General features: G+C 58.8%; 24 protein-coding genes. 1 reads left to right on the top strand and 23 read right to left on the bottom strand.

Annotated elements, in window-relative coordinates; translation table 11 throughout:
* Window positions 1-84: 84 nt before the first annotated feature.
* From ACQY7U_RS18240 to ACQY7U_RS18195, 10 genes are all read right to left on the bottom strand, one after another.
* Complete coding sequence (locus tag ACQY7U_RS18240; RefSeq protein WP_428647417.1) at window positions 85-2,547, bottom strand: glycoside hydrolase family 2 protein; 2,463 nt, start codon at window positions 2,545-2,547, stop codon at window positions 85-87.
* Window positions 2,547-3,569, bottom strand: a complete 1,023-nt coding sequence (locus ACQY7U_RS18235; protein ID WP_428647414.1) for a DUF1839 family protein — start codon at window positions 3,567-3,569, stop codon at window positions 2,547-2,549. The genes ACQY7U_RS18240 and ACQY7U_RS18235 overlap by 1 nt, the downstream gene beginning before the upstream one ends.
* Window positions 3,570-3,579: 10 nt before the next feature.
* Window positions 3,580-4,488, bottom strand: a complete 909-nt coding sequence (locus ACQY7U_RS18230; RefSeq protein WP_428647412.1) for an amino acid--[acyl-carrier-protein] ligase — start codon at window positions 4,486-4,488, stop codon at window positions 3,580-3,582.
* A gap of 3 nt (window positions 4,489-4,491) precedes the next feature.
* A complete protein-coding gene (locus tag ACQY7U_RS18225; RefSeq protein WP_428647409.1) occupies window positions 4,492-5,673 on the bottom strand; it encodes an acyl-CoA dehydrogenase family protein in 1,182 nt (393 codons plus the stop codon).
* A gap of 3 nt (window positions 5,674-5,676) precedes the next feature.
* The gene (locus ACQY7U_RS18220; RefSeq protein ID WP_428647406.1) at window positions 5,677-5,925 is read right to left on the bottom strand and encodes an acyl carrier protein; all 249 of its coding nucleotides are present in this window, start codon (window positions 5,923-5,925) and stop codon (window positions 5,677-5,679) included.
* Window positions 5,926-6,135: 210 nt separating this feature from the next.
* Entirely contained in the window at window positions 6,136-6,666 is a 531-nt protein-coding gene (locus tag ACQY7U_RS18215) for a cytochrome b (RefSeq protein WP_428647403.1), read from the bottom strand.
* Between the two features lie 88 nt (window positions 6,667-6,754).
* Complete coding sequence (locus ACQY7U_RS18210) at window positions 6,755-7,555, bottom strand: methyltransferase type 11 (protein ID WP_428647401.1); 801 nt, start codon at window positions 7,553-7,555, stop codon at window positions 6,755-6,757.
* On the bottom strand, window positions 7,552-8,604 hold the full coding sequence (locus tag ACQY7U_RS18205) for a glycosyltransferase family 4 protein (RefSeq protein ID WP_428647398.1): 1,053 nt from the start codon (window positions 8,602-8,604) through the stop codon (window positions 7,552-7,554). Before ACQY7U_RS18205 ends, ACQY7U_RS18210 begins: the two co-directional genes overlap by 4 nt.
* A 7-nt stretch (window positions 8,605-8,611) precedes the next feature.
* Window positions 8,612-9,010, bottom strand: coding sequence for a 6-pyruvoyl trahydropterin synthase family protein (locus ACQY7U_RS18200; RefSeq protein ID WP_428647395.1), 399 nt, complete (start codon window positions 9,008-9,010; stop codon window positions 8,612-8,614).
* Between the two features lie 46 nt (window positions 9,011-9,056).
* Complete coding sequence (locus tag ACQY7U_RS18195; RefSeq protein WP_428647391.1) at window positions 9,057-10,052, bottom strand: zinc-dependent alcohol dehydrogenase; 996 nt, start codon at window positions 10,050-10,052, stop codon at window positions 9,057-9,059.
* 109 nt (window positions 10,053-10,161) lie between these two features.
* On the opposite strand from ACQY7U_RS18195, the gene mdoH reads away from it, so the two are divergent.
* Window positions 10,162-11,985, top strand: coding sequence for a glucans biosynthesis glucosyltransferase MdoH (gene mdoH / locus ACQY7U_RS18190; protein ID WP_428647389.1), 1,824 nt, complete (start codon window positions 10,162-10,164; stop codon window positions 11,983-11,985).
* Window positions 11,986-12,161: 176 nt separating this feature from the next.
* Here mdoH and ptsN read toward each other — a convergent pair whose 3' ends face one another.
* From ptsN to ACQY7U_RS18125, 13 genes are all read right to left on the bottom strand, one after another.
* Complete coding sequence (gene ptsN, locus ACQY7U_RS18185; protein ID WP_428647386.1) at window positions 12,162-12,629, bottom strand: PTS IIA-like nitrogen regulatory protein PtsN; 468 nt, start codon at window positions 12,627-12,629, stop codon at window positions 12,162-12,164.
* Window positions 12,630-12,689: 60 nt separating this feature from the next.
* On the bottom strand, window positions 12,690-13,274 hold the full coding sequence (hpf, locus tag ACQY7U_RS18180; protein ID WP_428647383.1) for a ribosome hibernation-promoting factor, HPF/YfiA family: 585 nt from the start codon (window positions 13,272-13,274) through the stop codon (window positions 12,690-12,692).
* Window positions 13,275-13,562: 288 nt separating this feature from the next.
* Window positions 13,563-15,122, bottom strand: a complete 1,560-nt coding sequence (rpoN, locus tag ACQY7U_RS18175; protein ID WP_428647380.1) for an RNA polymerase factor sigma-54 — start codon at window positions 15,120-15,122, stop codon at window positions 13,563-13,565.
* Between the two features lie 82 nt (window positions 15,123-15,204).
* The gene (lptB, locus tag ACQY7U_RS18170; protein WP_428647378.1) at window positions 15,205-15,951 is read right to left on the bottom strand and encodes an LPS export ABC transporter ATP-binding protein; all 747 of its coding nucleotides are present in this window, start codon (window positions 15,949-15,951) and stop codon (window positions 15,205-15,207) included.
* 155 nt (window positions 15,952-16,106) lie between these two features.
* On the bottom strand, window positions 16,107-16,661 hold the full coding sequence (locus ACQY7U_RS18165) for an LptA/OstA family protein (RefSeq protein WP_428647375.1): 555 nt from the start codon (window positions 16,659-16,661) through the stop codon (window positions 16,107-16,109).
* 3 nt (window positions 16,662-16,664) lie between these two features.
* Complete coding sequence (gene lptC / locus ACQY7U_RS18160) at window positions 16,665-17,315, bottom strand: LPS export ABC transporter periplasmic protein LptC (RefSeq protein ID WP_428647373.1); 651 nt, start codon at window positions 17,313-17,315, stop codon at window positions 16,665-16,667.
* Window positions 17,316-17,398: 83 nt separating this feature from the next.
* Window positions 17,399-18,019, bottom strand: coding sequence for a ribonuclease D (locus ACQY7U_RS18155; protein WP_428647370.1), 621 nt, complete (start codon window positions 18,017-18,019; stop codon window positions 17,399-17,401).
* 192 nt (window positions 18,020-18,211) lie between these two features.
* The gene (locus ACQY7U_RS18150) at window positions 18,212-18,634 is read right to left on the bottom strand and encodes a c-type cytochrome (RefSeq protein ID WP_428647367.1); all 423 of its coding nucleotides are present in this window, start codon (window positions 18,632-18,634) and stop codon (window positions 18,212-18,214) included.
* Between the two features lies 1 nt (window position 18,635).
* Entirely contained in the window at window positions 18,636-19,052 is a 417-nt protein-coding gene (gene cueR, locus ACQY7U_RS18145; RefSeq protein ID WP_428647364.1) for a Cu(I)-responsive transcriptional regulator, read from the bottom strand.
* Window positions 19,053-19,207: 155 nt separating this feature from the next.
* Complete coding sequence (locus tag ACQY7U_RS18140; protein WP_428647419.1) at window positions 19,208-20,020, bottom strand: ABC transporter ATP-binding protein; 813 nt, start codon at window positions 20,018-20,020, stop codon at window positions 19,208-19,210.
* A gap of 360 nt (window positions 20,021-20,380) precedes the next feature.
* Window positions 20,381-21,073, bottom strand: a complete 693-nt coding sequence (locus tag ACQY7U_RS18135) for a glycosyltransferase (protein ID WP_428647361.1) — start codon at window positions 21,071-21,073, stop codon at window positions 20,381-20,383.
* Between the two features lie 224 nt (window positions 21,074-21,297).
* Window positions 21,298-22,236, bottom strand: a complete 939-nt coding sequence (locus ACQY7U_RS18130) for a class I SAM-dependent methyltransferase (protein ID WP_428647358.1) — start codon at window positions 22,234-22,236, stop codon at window positions 21,298-21,300.
* 393 nt (window positions 22,237-22,629) lie between these two features.
* Window positions 22,630-23,133 carry a hypothetical protein gene (locus ACQY7U_RS18125; protein ID WP_428647355.1) on the bottom strand — a complete coding sequence of 168 codons (504 nt, stop codon included), beginning with the start codon at window positions 23,131-23,133 and terminating at the stop codon, window positions 22,630-22,632.
* Window positions 23,134-23,570: the final 437 nt, after the last annotated feature.

The following is a 23,570-nucleotide window of genomic DNA, read 5'->3' as shown; positions in this document are numbered from 1 at the left end:
CGCCCATGACACAGCCTCAGATCGAAATCGCCCTTCGGGACTCGGCAGATTACGTGATCGTCTCCGTGGAACACCCTGACGCATTCAGCTGAACGCTGAGCTTCCCTGCCTGTTCAAGGCACTCACCGTACCATTCGGGCGCGCGCCCTGTTCAACGTCTTCCCATGGCCGAAGCCGGACCCGGCGTCTTTCTCCCGGAACCAGATGGAACCAGTTGTCAGCGGGCAGAAAGGCCTCCGCGTCAATAATCACGAATTGCATCATCCTGTCCGACTGCAGTTCCAACCACCAGAAACCGTCATCGCTTTCCTGCAGTTTGTGCTCAAGGGTGACGGGCATCCGTGTCAGGTCAAATCCCATTGGGAAATGATACGCATCCGCCACCACATCCCCGGTCTCCGGATCCGACAGCCGAACCACCGTCACGTCGTGGGAAGGCGGGCCGAAGCGGTAGGCGTAGGTGACGTCGAAGAAAGCGCCGATCAGCTCGACGGCGTTGAACGTCTGCGCGTCATGGGGCGGCAGGACCAGATCCTTCCGGCCCGAGACAACCGGCACCTGGCCGTCCTTGAGGCAGGTGAGGCTCAAGGTGACGGACCTTTCCTGCGGACAGTCGTTGATCACGTGAATGGCAAGGCCGTTGGTGCCTTCGTCGGTCACCGAGACCTGCAACGGCCGGAAAGCGCGTTTGAGGGCATAGTAAGCCGGCTTCGGCCGACCGGCGGCATCGAACAGGCCCCAGCCGGCGCCCATCATCAGGTCCTGAAAGGTCCACACAAGCGCGCCCTGGCAGGATGAGCCCTTGCGGCGCCACTCTGCAAAGGTTCTTTCCATGACCTCGCCGGTCACCGCCCGGCCAAGATCCAGATAGCGGTCCGGATCGCCATAACGCAGCGCCAGCGGGTCGACGCCGTAAAGCTCTTTCAGGTAATGGTCGCGGACGTCTTCAAAGTCCCAGCCCGCGCCACGATCCCGCGGCACTCGCGCCTTCCAGCGAGGATCGTGCCCGGGCTTGACCGGCAAATGTTCCTCCAGGCTCCGGTGGTCCGGAATGTTGGAAAAGGCAAGGCACTCGCCGGCAAAGCGCACGTTTGCCCGGCGGGCGTCGTCCAGGGGCCTTAAGTAGGCGCCGACGCCGTAATAATGCGCGATGCCCTCATTCGGCGAGAACGGCAGAACGCCATTGCAGGGGGAGTTTGCCGCATAAGGCACATCCGGCCGCAGGGCTTGCGCCAGCTCAGGCAGGATCTCCTCGCAAAGCGGTCCTTTCCAGCGGCTTTCCGGCAGCCCCATCATGGCGCCCTGCTGGTAAATCTCGCTGCCACCGCACAGGACGGCCAGCGAGGGACAGCCCATGCTGTCAGTCAACTGGTCCTGCACCTCGGCCCGGACCTCTTCCACGAATGCCTCGTCCTTGACCGGATAATCGTAGTTGGCGAACTGGAAGTCCTGCCAGACGAGAATTCCGAGTTCATCGCAAAGCTCGAAGAAGGCCCGGCTTTCATAAAGCATGGTGCCGCCGATGCGCAGTATGTTCATGCCGGCATCGCGGGCAGCTTCCAGCAAGGGGCGGTAGGTGTCTTCGTCCGAGGGGAGATCGAGAAGATCGGCATTGGTCCACACGGCCCCGCGGCAGAAAACGGAAATGCCGTTCACCTTGAGACCGAAGCCCTTGCCGTCTTCCCCCTCGTCCACCTCCAGTCGGCGAAACCCGGTCTTCCCGAGACTGAACCGTTGCCCGCCTGCCTCGACCTTCACTTGGTAGAGCGCCGGATCGCCATGGGTATGCGGCATCCAGGGACGGATATTTTCAGGCCTCAGTGTTGCGCTGAACGAGCCGTCTTCCTGGCGGGTCATGTCCGCCGTTTCCCCCGCGCAATGAAGAACGGGGGGGCCGTCGATATTTTCCAGCTTCAGCGAGACGGTCAGCGTGCCGCTGCCGTCCGGCGCAAGATCGGCCAGTATGTGACGGGTCACGACACGCGGCTTGTCTGCCCGCTCCAGCCGAACCGGCCGGTAGGGGCCGACGGCATGGATTTCCGGACACCAGCCGGGCATGTGCCCCAGAAGCGTGGTCCGGACCAGCCGCAGCCCTTGTGATGTTGCCAGTTGCGGTTTCCACCGCGCCCGAGCGCCCTTGGCGTTCAGGTGCGGCTCCAACGCCCGAAAGCAGAGTTTCAGCGTGTTGCGTTGTTGAAGATCGACCGGAACTTCGTGCTTCCGGAACATGTTGCGGCTGACGAGTACCTTCTCGTCGTTCAGGTGAACCTCGGCAACAGTAGCAAGCCCATCCAGGCAAAGCCGGTAGCGGCCCGGCTCCGCATCGAACCAGGCTTCGTACCAGACGTCCCTGTTGTGGAGCGGGTCCGGATTGTCCGGGTCGTAGCGACCGGCTGCCGCGAGGGCCCCCGCCACCGTACCCGGCACCCTGGCCGGAACATGGTCCCACTGGTGCCCGGTTGCCTGCGGCGTTTCAAACGCACCTGGCTCCGTCAGCGTCAGGGACCAGTCCACACCCGCAAGATCGATCGTCGATGGCACTTGCATCAGGCTCCGGCAACACTGGCAACCGGTTCAAACCCGCTGTTTCCCTCGCCATAGGCCCTGTCGAGCCTCTGCATCAGGCTGTCCCATGCCTTGACTGCGGGAAGCAGGCCCTCATCGAGGCCCCCGAACTTCTTGCGCATCACGGCCCTCGCCAGCTTGAACTGGACCATCTTGCACGTGGAGGAAATCACTTTCGCCTCTGCAACACCTTCTTCCAGCTCCCCCCTTCCCTGCGTGGAAAGCCAGTCCAGATAGGAGGAGAACAGCTCGAAGTTCGCTCCGAGTTGCCGCAAGGTGTTGAAGGCGTAAAGGTGGAAGAACCCGAATTCGCGCATGCTCACCTGTTCCACCTGTGCCGGGAACTCCCTTGCGAAAGCGGCAACCGGGTTTGCAGCCGGACGGCGCTTCAGATGCCGGCGCAACAGCTCTTCCGAAACTTTCAGGATCTGGTCGGCACTCGGCCGGACGTCCGGAAACTTGACGAATTCGGTGTAGGGCAGGAACGGCAGGGGCTTTTGGTGGTCTTCGCGCTGAAAGACTCCGTCGAAGTCGTCTCCCTCGAGCCGATGCAGGCCGAGCCCGTGGAAATACTCCATGGTGCGGCTTTCAAAGTCCATGCGATTGACCGCAATCGTGGTTTTGCCGTGGGCCTCGTGATAGCCGACGCCATGGGTATCGGGAAGGAAATAGCTGTCCACTTCCACCAGCGACAGGCGGCCACGGCCGATCTGTTGCTGCACATGGTTCTCGACCCGGTCGTAGACCGCCAGCTCCGTGACCTTGAGACCATAGAGCGCTTCCAGGTCCTCCAGAGGCACCTTGAAGAAGGTAAACTGGTCGCCTTCGAAGTCCTGGGTCACCGAATAGGCAAGGCAGGCTTCGGCGGGCAACCCCAGAGACGGCAGTACCTCGATCCAGACGTCGAGATAACAATTGGTCTCCGGCCAGTCCCGCTCCTGCGAATGCAGCGGACTGCGGACATAGGCCGCCGCAGTCAGCTGCTCAAAGACAGCATCTGTCATGGATCGCTCCTCACCCCCAAAGGATCGACCGAACGCCCTCGGGCCATTGCGACGTATCCATCCCGTGATGGCGGAACAGGGCCAGCGTCAGCCGTTCCAGGCCGAAGCCGACACAGGCGGTATGTGCCGGTGCGCCGTCCGCCTGGCGGATGTTCCAGGCCTTGCCGAAATTGTCCATATGGTAGTTGAAGCTCATGCAGGCGGTCGGATTTTCCTCCGAGGTGATCGGCACCAGCATTTCGAACTTCAGCTCCTGCTCCCGCTGGCCTGACGCCATGATCTTGCCCGCGCGTCCGAAGAACGGATCGTTGGCCACATCCACGTGATGGGGCAACTGCAGCCGTTGCATCATCTCGCTGCCGCGCTGCTTCCAGATTTCCCGGAATTCCATGGTTTGCTCCGAGGAACCGACGCGGACATATTCGCGTTGGCGGAACATCTGCATGCGGGCCGGGTCCTTGGAAGGCTCGTGCCGGAAGCAGTAGGACTGCAACGCCACATAGGCGCCCTGGGAGGACAACTGTCCGCGCCGTGCGAGGATCGGATAGAGCGGGTAGCAGGCCGCCGGCGTCAACGCGACCTGGGTCGGCTTCTGGTCCTTCGACCAGTCCTCGCCCGCCGCCATGCATTGCAGCAGCCCCATGTGATCGTGGTCATTGCCGCAAAAGGCATGAACCGTTCCGGCGAGCTGCGGGAAACTCTTCATGTAGCCGCTGGTTTCGAAATCCTGCATGGTCATGCCCGGGGGGAACACCATGGCTTCGGTGATTTCGTCCTCGCCATAGGTCAGTGCGAACTTCTCGAAGCGGGCAACCACGTCTTCGAATTCGCCGCTGCGGGCATAAAGACCGTCGACACCGGAGGGATGCAGCACGCCTTCGGCAAAAAGCTGATCGAGAAAAGAGGCTTGCGCGTCCATGGATTACCCCAGCAGGCTTGTGTCTTGTTTGTTGACCAGAAGCATGGTCGACGTGTTGCCCAAGATCCGGTCGTTGGAAATCATGAGCTGGGCGGAATGCGCATCGCGCAGATGCCGGCCGAGACTGAACGGCGTGCCGTTCTTGTAACCGGCAATCCCGCAGATCAGCATGCAGTGGTTGATGATCGTCAGGATGGTCTGCGAAGTGCCGATCTTCACGTTGTTCATGGCAACGGAGAAGCTCATCGCGTTGAGCGCATCACTGTCGCCCTTGCAGCCCTGGAACTGCTTCAGGCCGGCGACCACATTGGCTTTGACCAGTTGCAGCAGACTGGAGGCTTCGGCAAGGCGAAGGGCGCCCGGAGGCACCTGGCCGGGGGTTCTGCGCGCGGCGTTCTTGACGAAGGCCTGGCCACGGGCGACCGCATCTGCCGCGATGCCGTACCAGAGCGCGCCCCAAAGAAGGTGGGAAACGGCCAGCATGGACTGCGCCGCGATTTCCGCGAAGGGCCGCGGCAGGATCTGCTGCGCCGGCGCCTCGCCCCGGAAGATGTAGCCATCGGAGCAGGTTCCGCGCATGCCGAGCGTGTCCCATTTGCTGGTGTGCTCGAGCGTGTACTGGTCCTTCAGGAAAATCGTCGCCACCTGGTCGGAGTGCGCTGCATCCGGGTGGCGGCGCGAGGTCACCATGATGGCGTCGGCATCGGCACCATAGGAGATGACGGTCGCGTCCTTGGTCAGGCGCGCCGTGTCTCCCTCGACCTCGACGGCACAGATGGAATTGCGCAGGTTTCCGCCGATACCCGCCTCACTCGTCGCGGAGCCGATCAGCAGCTGTTCGTCGCACAGCCTTGTCAGAAAGGCTTCATGCCAGGCACTGCCAACTGCGTAGTCCGACAGGCTGGCGATCTGGATCTGGTGCATGGCGTAGGTCATCGCGGTCGCCGCGCAGGCCTGGCCAAGGATTGCGCAGACATCCGCAACTTCCGTGAGGCTGGCCCCTTCCCCGCCGAGTTCCGGGCGAATCATCACACCCATCATCCGTTCGGCCTTGAGGGCTTCCATGCCTTCGGCCGGAAAACGGGCTTCTATATCCACCTTGTCGGCGAATTCCGCGGCAACCTTGGCGGCACGCTTCGCGCGCTCCGAAAGGCCCAGAGCGGTGATCTTGGCTGCGGCTGTCATGGATCAGGCTGCCTGGTCTTCGAGAATTTCGGTCAGGGCCGCTTCGATCGCCTCGACAGAGGAAAAGGATTTGCGGTTGAGAAGGTGTTCCGGAAACTCGACGTCGAATTCTTCTTCCAGAGCCAGCATGACCTGAACGGACGCAAAGGAAGACAAGCCCGCGTCGTAGAGATCGGCGCCGTCGGCGACGTTCTCGATCGCGACCGGCAGGTTGCCATGTTTCGACAGGAGGGTGCGAATGGTCTGTTTCATTTCAATCCTAGCCACTAAAAAATGCCGGCTCCCCATGAACCGCTGAAGACTTTCAATCGCTTGTTCTACAGACAAAGGAATAAACGGCACTTAAGGGATATGGTAAAAAATTACAAAATGAACCCAGTTTTAACGGACGAATTCAAGTCTTGTTAACCACTCAACCAAAGAAAACCAAGATCAACAAAAATAACCCTAGGGAACCCGGCACTACAACATGCGGCTCAAGACACCGTCCCGGCGGATAGCGCCGTGGTAGATCGCAGCGGCGACATGCAGGAGAACAGCAGCAGTAAAGAGCAGCCCCAAAATCGCATGCACGGAAAATAGCTGGTCCGCCAGCGCGCGATCCTTGGCAACGATGGCCGGCATCGTGAACAGGTTGAAAACGCGGATGGGAGCACCGTAAGCGGAAGTTGCAACCCATCCGATCACCGGATTGACAAGCAGGAAGCCATAAAGAAAGACATGGGTCGCCTTGGCGGCCATCTGCTGCCAAAGGGGAACGCTTGCCGGCAAAGGCGCTGCGGGATGGGTGAGGCGGTAGATCAACCGGACAAGGGTCAGCGCCATCAGAACAACTCCGACGGACCGGTGAAAATCGAACAGCTGGTTCTGCAACGGGCCGCTTCCGATCCGGATCATGGTCAGTCCTGCCGGAACCATGGCAAATACCAGCAGCACCGTCAGCCAGTGGATACCCCGTGCAACCAGACTGTAGCGACCTTCGACCTGAGACATTTCCGCCATCCTCTCCCGATCCGCAATCAGCCTAGGCGGTCGCGAGGAGCAATTCAACCAGACGCTGCGCAGGGCCGGGCGGCGACGCTCAATCGGCAGGCAGAACCGCGAAATCGACATGTCCGATCAGGACGTTGAGCATGCCGTCCGAGATCTTCCGCTTGCGGTCCAGCCACCAGCCCTCCAGAGCCGCTTCATCCTGGCCGGTCTCCCGGCCGACACGGCGCCAGCCGGACAAGAATTCCAGAAGGAAGTCCGCGGAATTCGATGCGATTTCCCAGTCCGAACGTCCGTGGACCACACGGCAGCCCCGTTCTTCAAACAATGCAATCGCCCGTTCGGCAGCCTCGGGCCCAAGCGCCGGTCCGAAGCCCTTGTCGGTTTGCTGATGGGCGTTGAGTGCCTTGCGCAAGACCTCGTCGAACGGATTTAGCGGATCGAACGACGCTCTGCCGTCATAGGTGAGACTGGCCAGAAAAGGTTTTCCGGAGTGGGCAACGAAGTCGGCGAGGCGGACAAGGAACTCCTCCGATGTCAAATCGAGGAAGGCCGAGGTCGTGACCGCGTCCACATCCGCAAGGAGAAGTGTTTCCAGGTTCGCCGCCAGATCGACACGGCGTGTGCTGACTTCCCCCTCTCCCCAATCCCGGAAACGGCCGGCGGCCGCCTCCAGCAGAAGCGGGTCGTGATCTGTCAGCAGCCAGCTTGTCTTTTGCGGCAAGCGCAGGCTGAGCGCCGCAACCGTCGATCCGGCGCCACTGGCCAGGTCCAGAATGCGCAGCGGTCGAGCCGGCAGGCTTTCCAGAAAGGCCGTTTCGACTTCGGCATTCCTGGCCGCAAGATCGAGCGGTTCGCGCAGGGCAAGCCATTGGGCGGCAAAGCTGCTCATGAACAAACCTCCTGTAAGGTTTTCGCAAAACGGCGGGCTGCATCGTTCCAGTCCGGCAGATCCATGGCCGCATTTCTGGCGGCCTCCGCCATGTCGGTCCGTGCAGAAGGATCCCGGATCAGCATCTCAAGGGCGTCGTGCAATGCTTCGGCATCCTCGGTTCCGCAATAGATTGCCGCGTCCTTCGGCAAAGTTTCGCGAACCGCGCCGCCACCGCTGCCGATGACCGGAAGCCCGTGGGCAAGGGCTTCCGTGTAGGCCATGCCATAGCCTTCGTAACGGCTGGCCAGCACAAAAATATCCGCATTCGAATAAAAGCCGCCAAGGTCCACGGACGGAACCGCTCCGTGGAAGGTGACCCGTTCCGAGAGATCGTACCTGTCCACCTGCCTGAGTAGGGCGTGATAACACAGCGGATCGGCATCGAGACCGCCAACGACATCCAACATCCATTCCAAGCCCTTCAAGCCGGAAAGAGCCTGTAACAGGAGATCGTACCCCTTGCGTTGAACCACCGTACCGACGGACAGCAGCCGCACCGGGTTTGACGGCGCGCGCGTAACAAGGCCGGGCTTGTCCGTTCCCGGTACGACGACCGTGATCTTTTCGGGAGAAACCCCGAAAAGTTCGCTCACCTGACCGGCTGTCGCCGGACTGGTGACAATGATATGGCGGACCGGTGCCAGTGCCTTGTGCTCGCTGTCGCGCAGTTTCGCCGCCTCATCGGCGCTCAGGCCGTTTTCGCGGCACAGCGGGTGATGGACAAGCGCGATCAACGAGAGGCGGCCTGCCAAAGCAGCCGCGGCATGCGCGAAGACGCCGTAGGCCAGTCCGTCGACAACCGTCAGCGCCCCCTCCGGCAAGCCGGCAAGCCTTTCCCGTGCGTCTTTCAGAGTGACTGCCGACGGGAACGGAAACCCATCGCCGAGTGGCACAAGTTCCACTTGCCAGCCAAGATCCCGCAGACCGGAGATGATCCGCCGGTCGTATCCATAGCCGCCGGTCGGCGTGTCGATGTCTCCAGGATAGGCAAAATAAAGGGTTGGCATCCCGGTCTCAGATCGCGGCTTCATACCAGGCGCGGGCAACATGGCTCTCGGAAATCGTCACGCGGATGGCACTGAGTTCGCCCCCCGGGCGGCCAAGCCGGTCCTCCCGTGCGGCCCGGGCAAGGTGATCGTGAACATGCTTCGTCAGGAATTCGGTGGTCGTGTTGACGCCAGCAAATTCGGGAACCTCGTCGAGGTTCTTGTAGTTGAGCGGTTCGAGAACTTCCTTCAGGGCTTCATGCGCCCGGCCGATATCGATTACCACACCGTTTTTATCGAGCGTTTCCGCCAGAAAGGCAGCGTCGATCACGAAAGTCGCTCCATGCAAAGCCTGGGCGGGACCGAAGAGTTCCCCCTTGAAGGAATGGGCAATCATCACATGGTCGCGGACTTCAACTGCAAACATTCTGGTTTCCTGAATTTCTGTTCAAAAGACAACGGGTTACCCGGGATCAATCGGGGTTCCCGTCATATACGACAAGCGCGGCAAGGACATCTGACGACTTGTTCAACAAATCGGGAAGGCGTTCGGGCAAATCGTGAAACGCAACACGATGGCTGATCAGGCAATCCAGAACCGGATCGGCAAGCAGCGAGAGGGCCACTTCCAGCCGACGCCGGAAAGTCCATCTGGCCTGCCGTTCCAGCGGAATCGTGCCGACCTGACTGGAAATCAGTTTCAGACGCCGGCAATGAAAGTCGGCGCCAAGCGGCGCCTCCACGCCGTTCGCGCCGTACCAGCTCATTTCAATGACGGGTGTTCCGTCGCCGGCGCACGCCAGAGCGGTCGCAAGCCCGGCCGACGTCGCGCTGGTATGAAACACAAGATCCTGATCAGCAGGTGCCTCTTGCGGTGCGGCGAAGCGAAGCCCAAGAGCTCCGGCGATGTCCGTGCGGCCGGCATTCGTATCGACGACCGTGACCACCGTTCCGGGCAGCCGGCCGGCAAGGTAGCCGGTCAAAAGTCCGAGAACACCCCCGCCAACCACGCAGATGTGATCCCCAGGTGATGGTTTTCCGTCCCATAAAGCATTGAGCGCCGTTTCCATATTGGCGGCCAGAACCGCTCTTTGAGACGGCACGCCATCGGGAAGCGGCATACAGGCATCCTTGGGGAGAACATACGCGCTTTGATGCGGATAAAGAGAAAAGACCGTGCGCCCGGCAAGGCTGGAATCGCCTTCCAGCACCCGGCCGACATTGGCGTAACCGTATTTCACCGGGAACGGAAAATTGCCTGCCTGGAACGGCGCGCGCATGCGCTGCCACTCGCTGGCCGGCACTTCGCCCCGGAAAACCAGGCCTTCCGTCCCACGGCTGATGCCACTGAAAAGGGTCTGCACCAGAACCTCGCCGGCCTCGGGCACAGCGACTGGAACGGCCTCGATTGCACATCGCGCCGCGCCGGTATACCAGAGCGCCTCCGCCTGAACCGTGCCGCTTGTCACCGGCACACCTCCGTTCGCCCGTTCCTGTTCATACTGCCGCCTCTGTCAATTTTAGAACATTTTGACATGCGCACTATTGCGATGATTACCGCCAATGGAAGTCAAAAAAATGTTTTGGGTCTTTGACATGCCATTTTTCAAGTCGCCCGCCAAACGCATGACGTTGAGGCGGATTACCTTCGCCGTCCTCCTCCTGACCGGATTTGGCGCCCTCACGGCGCTGATGGCCGCAACCCTTTCCCCCGGTGGCTATACGGCACTCGACATTGTTATCCTGGTCTGTTTCACCATGACCTTGCCCTGGACGCTCATAGGCTTCTGGAATGCGGTCATCGGTCTCCTGATCATGCGGTTTGCCAGGGATCCGGTTGCTGCCGTCTGTCCGGTTGAAGCGGGCGACCCGCAGGCCGCGCTGAAAGGAAACACCGCACTGCTCTCCTGCATTCGCGACGAGGATCCGCAGTGCGTGGAGATCAACCTGAGCGCCATGTTGTCGAGCCTGATCAGGAAGGGACAGGCGGACCGCTTTACGCTGTTCATTCTCAGTGACACCTCGATGGAAGACATCGCGCTTGGCGAACAGAAGATGGCCGCCCGCCTGGCCGACCGGTTTGCGGGCAAAATGGACGTCCGCTACCGCCGGCGCCCCGTCAACACGGGGTTCAAGGCCGGGAACATAGAGGACTTCTGCAATCGCTGGGGCCAGGATTACGACTACGCCCTTGTGCTGGATGCGGACAGCTACATGTCCGCCGAGGCGATCACGGATCTGGTCAGGCGCATGGAAGCCAACCCGAAGGTCGGCATTCTGCAGAGCCTTGTCGTCGGACAGCCCACGGAGAGCGCCTTCGCGCGCATCTTCCAGTTCGGCATGCGCCTCGGCATGCGGTCCTACACGATCGGTAGCGCCTGGTGGCAGGGCGACTGCGGCCCTTATTGGGGACACAACGCCATTCTGCGGCTGAAACCCTTCATGGAACATTGCCGCCTTCCCGTTCTGCCCGGCAAAGGCCCCTTGGCGGGCCCGGTCCTGTCGCACGATCAGGTGGAGGCCGTACTGATGCGCCGTGCAGGCTACGAAGTTCGCGTTCTGCCGTTGGAGACGGGCAGCTACGAGGTCAATCCCCCCCACCTTCTGGAATTCATCCGCCGCGACCTGCGCTGGTGCCAGGGCAATCTTCAGTACCGACGCCTGCTCGGATTGCCGGGTCTTAAACCGGTCAGCCGCGCTCAGCTTGTTCTGGCTATTTTGATGTTCCTGGGGTCCCCGGCCTGGATCGGTTTCATGATCGCGGCCGCAACTCTCGGCATCGTGAGCGACACCTCCCCGTTCCGGCCGGACACGGGCGCCGTCCTGTTCATCACGATCCTGACCATGGTGTTCGCCCCGAAATTCGCGACCGTTGCCGATATCCTCGCCCGGCCCGGCTTGCGCAAGGCCTTCGGCGGTCCTGTCCGCATTCTGGTGAGCGTTGTTGCCGAGATCGTCTATTCGGCCATGCTGGCGCCAATCATGGCGGTGGCCCATACGCTGTTCATGGGAGGACTTTTGCTGGGCAAGACCATCGGCTGGGGGGCTCAGGCAAGAGGAGTCGAAAGGCTGCCTGTCCTTCTGGCGATCGGCAAACTCTGGCCGCAGACACTTTTCGGCCTGGCGGGTCTTTTCTGGTTGCTCAGCCAGCCCATCGCTCTGGTCTGGCCGGTCATCCCCGTTGCCACCGGTCCGCTTCTGGCCATCGTGATCGCCGTTGCCACGTCCACCAGAACTCTTGGACATCTGGCGATCCGTTCGACACTCTGGCGCATTCCGGAAGAGACCGCTCCGCCGGCGGAGCTTGCCGACCTGCATCTGGCCGCACTTGCCACGGAACAGATGGCCACCGGTGCGCAGGAAAGACTTGTCCAGGGCGATGCCGAACCCGCGGAGGCCTGATACCAACCGCGGCTGGCATCACTTCCCAACTCCGGGGTTCCGTTCCGGCAGAGATTTGAGCACCGGGGGAGCCGTCGCGTGACCGGCAACACAAACTAGGCCATGGGCGTCTCCCGCCTTGCAGCCTGAGACGCGCGAGATCGCCTGGGTTTGCCGTTTTTCGGGAGACTGAACGATTAGGCGGCGTTGGAAGACGTCAGCGGCTGGGTCAGAAAGCCGTAGATCTCGCCGGGATCGGTGGACCCGCGGATACCTTGGGTCACAGCACCGTCCCGAAGCTGCCGGGCGATCCGCGCAAGGGCTTTCAGATGATCCGCACCGGCACCTTCCGGTGCGAGCAGCAGAAACACGATATCGACGGGTTCGTCGTCAAGGGCATCGAATTCGACCGGCTTGTCCAGCCTGGCGAACAGGCCGACCAGCTTGTCAAGGCGTGTCAGTTTGCCGTGGGGGATTGCGATGCCGTGGCCGACACCGGTTGATCCCAGACGTTCACGCTGAAGCAGCGTGTCAAAAATTTCACGTTCAGAAAGACCGGTCAGTTCCGCCGCCCGGGCGGAAAGATCCTGGATTACCTGTTTCTTGCTTTTGGCCTTCAGGCCGGCAATCACCGCGTCTTTATCCAGAAGATCACTAAGATCCATTCGTTTGCCTACAAGTTTCAGAGTCCGGCTTCCTTTCGGAAGCCGGCTCTGTCCGCATCACTATACCGCAGCCTGTTCGACTGCCAGTGCCGGGTCTATCCACCCAATATTGCCATCCGACCGGCGATAAACAACATTGACACCGCCGTTTGCCGCGTTTTTGAACAAGACAACCGGGGCTTCGGTCAAATCCAGCTCCATGACCGCCATACCGACAGTCATCGTTTTCACTTTCGCCGACGTTTCGGCAATGACGAGCGGATTGAAATCCACCGGCACTTCCTCATCGTCCTCCGGAGAGGCCAGCACATAAGAAGCAGCTTCATAGGACTCGCGGCCATTGCCCTTCGGGCCATGGTCTTTCAGCTTGCGCTTGTAGCGCCGCAACCGTTTTTCAATCTTTTCGGCTGCCGCATCGAAACTGTTGCGCGGGTCCTGATCCTGCGCGGATACCTGCAGTACAATGCCGGTATCCAGGTGCAGGCTGCACTCCGACTTAAAGCCTGTGCCCTCCCTGCTGAGCGTAACGTGGCCTGTGAAGCCGCCTGTAAAATATTTTGACAGGGCATCTTCGATTCGGTCTGTGATGTGTTCGCGCATTGCGTCGCCTACATCGACATTCTTACCCGAAATCCGCAAAGCCATGGGGACCTCTTCTTTTTCTATTGACCGATAGCTCACCGGTAGAACCGGCGTTGAAACTCGGAACGTTTCAAGTCTGTAGAATGGACCAGTCGGCGCCGAAGCGCCATCCCCTCTTTACGCCACGAGGGCGGTGCTATAATTGCGCTATCGCAAAGAGTCAATTGAATATAAAAAAACCGGCACCTGATTTGAAATCAGGCCGCAAATTCAAGGTATTGTTTCAGTGGAAATCTCCGAATTATTGCGGATATTGCACCACTCACGTGAAGTTATGCGCGCAACGCACAGCTAGATCCGGCTGTTTTTCTCGCGTCTGCGCTGAACCGAAGAACCAATTTTCATGGCTTCACGGTATTTTGCGACGGTTCTCCGGGCGATATCGATCCCCTCGCCCTTCAGAATTTTCACAATCGTGTCGTCGGACAGTATGGCCTTGGGATCTTCCGCATCGATCATCTGCCTGATCTTGTGACGGACTGCTTCGGCAGAGTGTGCATCACCGCCGACCGTTGCCGAGATGGCGGAGGAGAAGAAGTATTTCAACTCGAAAATACCGCGCGGCGTCGCCATGAACTTGTTGGACGTCACACGGCTGACCGTCGATTCATGCATGCTGATGGCGTCGGCGACAGTCTTCAGGTTGAGGGGCCTGAGGTGCTCGATGCCGTAGGTCAGGAAACCATCCTGCTGGCGCACGATTTCCGTGGACACCTTCAGGATCGTCTTGGCCCGCTGATCCAGGCTCTTGGCCAGCCAATTGGCCGTCTGCAGAGAATCCGTCAGGTATTCCTTTTCGGTCTCGTTGCGGGCGGTCTTGATCACCCTGGCGAAATAGGTCTGGTTGACGAGCACTTTCGGCAGCGTGTCCGAATTCAGCTCGACCGCCCAGGTACCGTCATTGGCAGGCCGGACGAAGACATCGGGCACCACCGGCTGAACGAGCGACGTGCCGAACACGCTTCCCGGCTTCGGATCGAGGGCCCGGATCTCGGCAATCATTTCCATCAGGTCCTCGTCGTCGACGCCGCAGACCTTTCTGAGCGCCGCAAGGTCCCGTTTGGCCAGAAGCTCGATATTCTCGACAAGGGCCTCCATGGCCGGATCGAAGCGGTTCCTGTCGATGAGCTGGAGCTTGAGACATTCGGCAAGATTGCGGGCAAAGACCCCTGGCGGATCAAATGTCTGCAGCACCGCCAGAACGCCCTCGACCCGCTCGGGCTCGACGCCGAACTGGCCCGCGAGCTCGCCGAGATCGGCAAAGAGATAACCGTTCTCATCGAGGGAGTTGATCAGATGACCGGCAATGAGCTTGTCCGCCTCGTCGCTCAGTGCCAGGTGCATCTGCTCTTCCAGAGAAGTCCCGAGCGAAGCTTCTTCCGCGACGAAGGCCTCCAGATTGTAGTCGTCGGACGCACCGCTGCTTGAGGCGTTCTTGTAACTGTCACCGGCCTTCAACAAGGCCGGATCGGGTGAAGCCGGCACGCCCGGTTCGTCAGGAAAAACATTACCGAGATCGGTGTCCATGCGCGCGGCGATGGCCTCCGAACCCGTTTCCAGGTCGCTCTGCATCCAGTCGGAAGCACCGGGCTCTTCGCCGGAACTGTCACTTTCTTCTGCACGGGAAGACCGCGGGTCGCGCTCCGCGCCGTCACCGGAATCCGCGGCGGATCCGCTATCGCCCTCTTCCCCGTCGCCCTTTTCCAGAAGGGGATTGCGCTCCAGCTCGGCTTCCACATAGGCAACGAGATCGAGATTGGACATTTGCAGCAGCTTGATCGCCTGCATGAGCTGCGGCGTCATGATCAGCGACTGGCTCTGTCGCATCTCCAGCTTTGTTGAAATGGCCATTTATGTCCCGGCTAGGTCTTTTTGGTCTGCTTTTTGCTTATTCGTTGCAAACCGAGTTTATATCCTAGCTGAGCAGCTGTCATCAAAGCGTAAATTGCTCACCCAGATATAGCCGTCGGACATCCGGATTGGTGACGATTTCCTGGGGCAGGCCTTCGGTCAGAACCTCACCCGCCGCAATGATATAGGCCCGGTCGATGAGACCCAGGGTTTCGCGCACGTTGTGATCCGTGATCAGAACGCCGATGCCACGCTGTGTCAGGTGGCGAACGAGCTGCTGAATGTCACCGACCGCGATCGGGTCGATGCCTGCAAACGGCTCGTCGAGCAGCATGAAAGACGGCCGGCTGGCAAGCGCCCGGGCGATTTCCACGCGCCGGCGCTCCCCGCCGGACAAGGCAATGCTTGGCGACTTGCGCAAATGGGTCAGGCCGAATTCCGCCAACAGCGAATCCAGCTCTTCCCGACGCTTCTGGCGGCTGGGTTCGATCACCTCAAGGACGGCACGGATATTTTCCTCAACTGTCAGCCCGCGAAAGATGGATGCTTCCTGCGGCAGATATCCGATACCGAGCCGGGCACGCCGGTACATGGGCATGCGGGTAATGTCGAAACCTTCGAGCGAAATCTGCCCCTGATCCGGGCGAATCAGGCCGGTGATCATGTAGAAGGTGGTCGTCTTGCCGGCTCCGTTCGGTCCCAGCAGCCCCACGGCCTCGCCGGGTCTGACGGACAGGCTGACATATTTCACCACCTGGCGGCGGCCATAGGTCTTGCCGATCCCCTCGACGACAAGCGCCTGGGACAGATCTTCCACACGCTGATCCATGCGCTGGTCCATAGGGTGGATGCTTCCCTGTAAGCCGTTAAAATCTGTAGCGGTTCTCTTCACCGGTGCGCCGTCCATCCTTTGCCGCCGCAGGTTCAAATAAGCGCTGCGGCGAAGCCTGTCGAGTCAGATGTGCGATTGGACTGCCCAGACAGTCACTGTCCTTCGCCATTCTGGACACTGTTGGGGAGGATCCGGACCTTTACCCTGCCGCTGTCGCCGCCACCCTCGAGATTCGCCTTACCGGTTTTCAGGTTGACGGTGAGCCTGTTGCCGACGACCACATTGGGGCCCTGGCTCAGCACGACTTCCTTGCCGGTCATGACCATGACCTCACGGTTCATGTCGAAACTGGCCTGATCGCCCTTGGCCGTCTGGTCCTTGGAGGAAATGAAGACCCCGCCCTGGGCCTCCAGCTTGGAAATACGCTGCTGAACTGCCGCGTCCGTCTTCTGCGCGCCCGAGCCCGCATAATAGACCTTCAGGCGCTGGGTCTTCAGGCTGGTCTCGCCCTGAACCACAACGACGTCGCCGACGAAGGTTGCCGTGCTCTTGTTGTCTTCCACGCGCAGCTCGCTGGCTTCGATTTCGATCGGCTCGCCGTCGTTGGAGCCGAAACCGGCAAAAGCGTCCGAAAATGTCTGCGCCTGCGCAACACCGGCAAAGAGGAACGCGGCCACCGCAAAAAATGCATGTTTGAAAAGTGTCATTGCCTATTGTCCTTCAGGGACGCGATTGATGGTCATCTTGATGCCGCCCGAGAAGCGGACGAGGCTCTTGTTCTGATCATAACTGAGTTTCCCGGCCAGAATACGCCCTTGATCCGAGCGGATCGAGACGGGTTCGGAGGTTCTGAGCGCGCCGTTGTTCAGATCGATCTGCACTTCGCTCAGGTCAACCGTGTAGCCTTCGCTCCATTCCAGCTGAATGCCCTCGTAAAGGCGCAGCGTTTCGGCGGCGTTGTTGTATGTGCCCTTCAGGGCGACGATCTCGGCATGGTCGTCCTTGCCCAGAACGATGTCGGCACGGATGGTTTCCAGGTCGATGATCCGCGGATCGCTCAAGCGCTGGATGGCACGGCGGGCGGTGACCTTGTAGGAGCGCTCCCCGTCATGACCGGAAAGTTCCGGCTGGTCCATGATCAGACCTTCGCTTGTCAACATCACGTTGGAAGCGCCGAATCCGCTCAGGAAGTTGAACAAAACCACCAGTCCGATCATGCCGGCCAGGATCAGCAGGCTGATCGCCGGGAAGAGCCAGCGCAGAATCCGCACCAGCAGGCTGTGCCGGCGCGCAGCCCGTTGCGCCCGGCTCGGCATCCGCCTGGGAGCCATACCTCCCGGATATCCGCTGACTGCGTTCAACAAAGTCTCCGAATTATAGCGGGCCCGGGGCCCTCTCCGGCCATCCCCGCCTGGAATCACATGACGAAACCACGTCTAAAAAATCACGAATGTGCAAAGATATCGTTTTCGGCCCAACCTTTCAGGTCCAGTTCGGCACGCACCGGCAAAAAGTCGAAACATGCTTTTGCAATTTCGGTCCGTTCCTCGCGGGCGAGCATGAATTCCAGTTTCTCTTTCAGGGCGTGCAGATGCAGAACATCCGAAGCGGCATAAGTCAGTTGCGCATCCGACAGCTTTTCCGCCGCCCAGTCCGAACTCTGCTGCTGCTTGGACAGTTCCACGCCCAGAAGTTCCCGCGTGATATCCTTCAAACCGTGCCGGTCGGTATAGGTCCGCACCAGTTTCGACGCGATCTTGGTGCACCACACGGGCTGAACTTCTATACCCAGATAGTGACGCAGCACGGCAACATCAAACCGGGCGAAATGAAAAATCTTCGGCTTGCCGAGATCTGTGAAGAGCGCCGAAAGGTTGGGAGCCTCCGTCTGCCCCTTCGCGATCTGGACCACATCCGCTGTGCCATCCCCTGGGGAAAGCTGCACGACGCAAAGCCGGTCCCGGTGCGGATTGAGGCCGAGGGTTTCCGAATCGACCGCCACCGCGTCCGCCGTCTCATACGCTCTCAGATCCGGAAGATCGCCCTTGTGGTAGCGGATTGTCATATTACGTCGTCTCCCTTGGCCGGTCCGGCACCTTGCAATTTACTGCAGAATGTGACCGTCAGGTAGAACAAGACGCGGGATGAGGCAAGAAGATTGCCGCATTTCCTGCCGTCTTGTGCCCTCGAAAGTCAATTTCCGGGCACGGGGTCACTCAAACCGGACCAGACCGGTCTGCAGTCACGAAGAGCACCTTCAGTTGATGCCGTTCGCCCGCTGCAAGGTCCGCACATAGGCAACGATCTTTTCGACGTCCTGTTCGCTCACCCCTTCGACGGGAGGCATGTCGCCGAACGGCCAGTGATGCGCCCGCACGCCGCGCATGGCGGCCAGAAGGAATGCCGGATCGGCATGATGTCCCGGTTCATAGATCTTGTGCACGAGCGGTGGCCCGAACTCATTGCGTCCGGCGGCATTCTCTCCATGGCAGGCCGCGCAGTTCGTCTTGAAAAGGACCGCGCCTTCCAGGGCGGCACCGGTCATCTCCGGTACGCTCACTGCAACAAGAGCCGCACCGGGTTCCGGCCCGCTCTCTTCAGGCGAAAACCGCGCCCAGGCCAACACGCCCAGAACGACGACGGACAGCACAGCGGAAATTACAAGAAATTTTCTAGCCATCTTATTTGCCGTTCCCGCTGGTTTCCATATCCTGATGTCCCGCCAGATCGTCGATGATCGGACAGTCCGGACGGTCGTCGCCCTGGCAGGCGCCTACAAGTTCCGTCAGAACGCGTCTCAGGGACTTGAGTTCCGCGATCTTCCGGTCGACTTCGCCGATCTTTGATTTCGTGAGCCTCTTGACGTCCGCGCTGGCACGGTTCCGGTCTTCATAAAGCGACAGCAGCTCGCGGCACTCGTCGATTGAGAACCCCAGGCTGCGCGCCCGCTGCAGGAATTTCAGCCGCTGCAGATCGGAGATGGAAAAATCCCGATAGCCGTTGCCACCCCGGTCCGGACGCACCAGGCCGATGTCTTCGTAGTAGCGGATCGTCTTGACCGGCAACCCGCTCTTTTCCGAAGCCGTACCGATGTTCATCATCTCTCCCTCAAAGGTTCTACCGGCACAGTCGCCGTACCTTGTTCGCCGCGCTGGCAGATCCCTGCACTTAGAGCTTCCAGCTACTGGAAGGTCAAGAAGAGAAAGAGCCGGAGGTAGATTGGTGCTGTTTCCGAATTCGGGTCGGCACACCGTCAGACGCGCGCCTGCGAAACGCCGTCCATTGCCTTGTGCAACAGTGCGGAAACGTCGCGGCAATAGCCGGAATAGGCAAGTGACGTGCGAAATTCCTCGTCCCGGGGATAGGGCACGTCGATCGTGGTGTCGCTCACGACCCGGCCCGGCCGGGCGGCCATCACGACGATACGGTTGGACAGGAAGACCGACTCGAAAACCGAGTGGGTCACGAACACCACAGTCCAGCCGAAGGTCTCCCAGAGGTGCAACAGGTCGTTGTTCAGCTTGAACCGGGTGATTTCATCAAGCGCCGCGAAAGGCTCGTCCATCAACAGCACCTTCGGACGCGTGACAAGCGCCCGGGCAATGGAGACCCGCATTTTCATGCCACCCGAGAGTTCCCGTGGATAGCTTTCGGCAAATTGCGCCAGCCCGACCATTTCCAGCGCCTCCATGACGCGCTCGCGGGCGGCGTTTTTGGATAGGCCCTTGAGCCGCAGCGGCAGCCAGACATTGGCAAAGACCGAGGCCCAGGGCATCAGGGTCGGTTCCTGGAACACGAAGCCGAGCGCATGATCCTCCTGCCCTGCTGTTTCCCCGGGCCAATCGACCCTGCCCGACGTCGGTCCGGTCAGACCGGTGATGATCCTGAGCGCCGTGGACTTGCCGCACCCGGACGGCCCGAGCAGCGACACGAATTCCCCCTGCCGGATATCGAGCGACAGGCCATCCAGCGCCACCGTCCCGTTTGCGAAGGTCTTGGAGATGCCCTGCAAGGACACGATCGCAGGGCCGTGCGCCGAACCGCTTTGCATTTTCGTCCGTTCCATGCCCGTCATCAATTTGTCCCCGCTCATGCATACATGATTTCAGGCGGCCGGGAAGCCCTGCGAAAGACACTTCAGAACGTAGACAAAATGCGGCAGGACGCCATGAAACCGTGAGTTCGAGTTGAGGCGACAGGTGAACCAAACAACCCGGCTTTTGACGAGTAGGCCACTTTTTGTGATGTCGCCGCAGCAGTTCGAACAGTCATGGCCACCATATTTGGCAGCCATTGTTGTTGGAAGGCCGCCAAAAGTCGGCCATCAGACGGGTGTCGCAGGAATACGAAAGAATCCCGCTCACAACGTCAGCTTCACAACAGCTCGACGGATCACACCAGAATTCCGCCGCAAAGAGTTGCGCGGTCAATCAAACGGCCCGTCGATGACATGCTGCATCGAATAGTTCGCGAGAAGCTTTTCCCGGTGCCACTCTGCCGCCATCGGAGTGTTTGCATATTCATGGAAACATGGCGTGCCAAGGGTAAAGTGCAGAAGCTTGGCGTCCGGATTTGGGCCGAATTCATCAGGCAGCCAATTCCATTCTATCGGAAGCTCTCCGATAAGGTCGTCGGTGAGCCAGGTGAAGCGGTGCAACTGCGCACCGGTGGATTCCATTACAAAATCTGGTGTGACTACGCGGTTCGCGGGATGGGCGCAGTTCCAAAGAACGACACTCGACCAGTTTTTACGCGGATAATTCTCGTTTCGAGAACCGAGATATTTCGTCTCTTGTTTGGTTTTGTAGTCGTGATGCACGCACATGACCGCCTTGCTCTCATCGCGCATTGCGAACAGCTTCGCGATATCGTCACGAACAATCATGTCCCCATCGAGAAACAAGGCCCATCCGTTGTAATTCATGAGATGCGGGATCAGAAAACGTGTGTAGATGAAATTATTGGACCCGTCGGTATGGGTTTCCTGGTACGTCTTCAGATTGTTAAGTGAGATCGGGGTAATCGCCAGAATATCGCTGGACAATCGCGTCAGGCTGTTCGCACAGACATGATAGGCAACTGCTTCCTTGGGGTCGAAACCGATAAAAACATTGAGCATCTTCACAAACTCCGCAGGTCAGAATTTTGCGGAAATTATTGACAAAGTCATGAAAAATCAACGCCATTTTGTTGAAAGAAATTGACGCTTCTATTTCAATCTCAAAAAAAGAAATAGAAATAGAAAAAATAATACTACTCACTCACCTGACGATGATGTGTGACAACACGAAAGACAAGATCTGCATTAACAATGGCTACAAAAATCCGCCAATCCGGACCAGGTTAGATCGATTTTCCTGATGGGTCTTTTTGACTGTGCGGCTGGGGCCTCCAAAATTTCAGCGATCGCAGCCAGCCTTTTACCGATGGCCGCAACTCGGCCTCGATCAGCTCCATCGTTCTCCGAGCGCCTCTCGCATAGCTGTCGGCAACAAATTGAGGATCGATCTCCGCACCTACCCTGAAGAGATATGCATCATTGTTGTTGTGCTTGAGCAGAGTACATCCTAGGCCCGCCATCAAACCTATCAGCGCGTCGTGCGTGAAATAGTACTTATGGGCAATATGGAAATGCTGCAGCCATTGTCTGGCACGCTGCCGGTCAATTATGGGCGTCGCGACCATCAGCAACCCGCCATCTGCGCAACAGTCCCGTATGACGTCTGCCATTTGAGAGACCGGGTCGATCATGTGTTCTATGACATGAGAAACCACAACGAGATCATACTTCTTGGCGGCGTCATACGGCAGAATGCCTTGCGAATAGGCGTATTGACTGTATTCGCTTTCCACTTCATGGAGCGAAACACTGCGTTCTGGCGAAATCATCTCCGCCGTTCGACCGCCGGCGCCTCCGCCAAAATCGAGAACGCTCGAACAAGCCTCGCTGAAGTCGGCAAGGAATGGCGCCAAAGATCTTTCTTTCTGCTCATTGAAAAGCTGTTCCGGAGACCGCCCGGAACGCTTCACCTTTCCATAAATATTTCCGTAGTAGTAAGCTGCAGTTTCTTGTGTGAAATAAGGATTTGCACGCAAAGTACCGCAATTGGCGCAAGCTACTATTGGCAGAAAGTTCCTGTGCCGAGAGACTGTTGAAACAACATAGGAATTCGTCTCACCACAAGTGCACGTCGTAAACCGGAAATCATGATTTTCGATTTGCGGAAACTCATCAAACTGCTCTCGATATTTGTATTCATTGCAATTGAAATCAAAAAGCACTGTATATATTCCCGCTGGGATATCGATCTTAGGGTACGGTCTCATAAAATTGCGCATTCAGGCGCCAAACGGGCGCAGAAAAGCAAGGAATAGCCTGCACAACCATGCTGGCGCATGGTGCAAAGGCTTTCACGTAGCTGTTCAAAGCCCGATTGGCGTCTTTCGGATCGATCTGGGAAGAACCGTCTCCTTCGATGCGAAAGCTTGGAAACCAGCCATGTTTCCTTCTCCTCCACTCCTCGGACACTATCCTTTCCAGATCGACCTGAACGGACAATTTTATGGGTCTGTACCCCAAAACTGACTAATGACGGGAAGTGCTTCTGTCAACTGAAACGTGAAACTGGCTAAAAACTCCAGAACTATTTAATCGAATACTTTACCAATCAAAGCTCATCCGTCTTTGCCGAAAATTCTCTTCTTGGTTTCCGTTTCCGAATGGAGCAACTTATTGTAAAGGTAGTGTTTGAAACGCTTCTCCAAAAACCGAATGCAATATTCGCCACTCCCGGCCAAGCTTCGCCGCGCCGGATCGCTCGCTGACGCATACTTAACAATCCGGCCTTCAGCGACGAGATCACTCACCCATTGCCTTTCAGCATTCCAATCATGGGTGCTCTGTTTGCCCTGATGAGAAAACCCGAAGAGGTGCATCTTTGCCTGCGGCTGAGTGTCCAGAAACTCGGCAATGATCGAAGCTCCCGACGTAGGGTTGCTCGTTTGGAACGGATCATATTTCTCCAGGTGCTTTCGCGCTTTCATAATGGGGCCAAACCCGAGATAGCGCGGTTTACATTCCTTTTCGAATAACCAGTCCACACGTCCGTTTTCTTCTATATCATTTACCCAGACCTCTGCTGCGCGATTGAGGGCAATCGGATTGATCCGCTTGCTCATGTAGACCCTTGCCCTGTTAAGCATCAGGACGTCCACCCTCTGTCCGGCAGCCCCACAAGCGGGCGCGCTGTTGAAACGCAGAACGAGATCAGACCTGTCTATTTGAGGGGCATCAACTTCCGAAATGGGTCCATTGCCGACCACGGAAATTGTTTTAATGTTCGTCCACTCCAACTTGTTGCTCTTCTATCGTTGTCTAACACTTCTTCACGAAACAGTTGCAGCACTGCAATTCAGCTACCGTTTTCTCACTGCTGCATGCAAAGAGGGTCTAAAGTCAAGCTTCACGGGAACAATGAACAGCCTTCTGCAAAATAAGCAACGCCCGCTCAGCGTCATTGGGATCTGGCTTCAAAAAGCAAGTCCAGATCGCCTGGAACAGGACCGGACCGAAGGCGCGAAGGATAAGGACACCAGAAACGAAAAAAGGCCCGGTA

Source organism: Roseibium sp. (assembly GCF_050301095.1).
GTDB lineage: Bacteria > Pseudomonadota > Alphaproteobacteria > Rhizobiales > Stappiaceae > Roseibium.
This window is presented reverse-complemented; position numbering and strand designations above follow the sequence as displayed.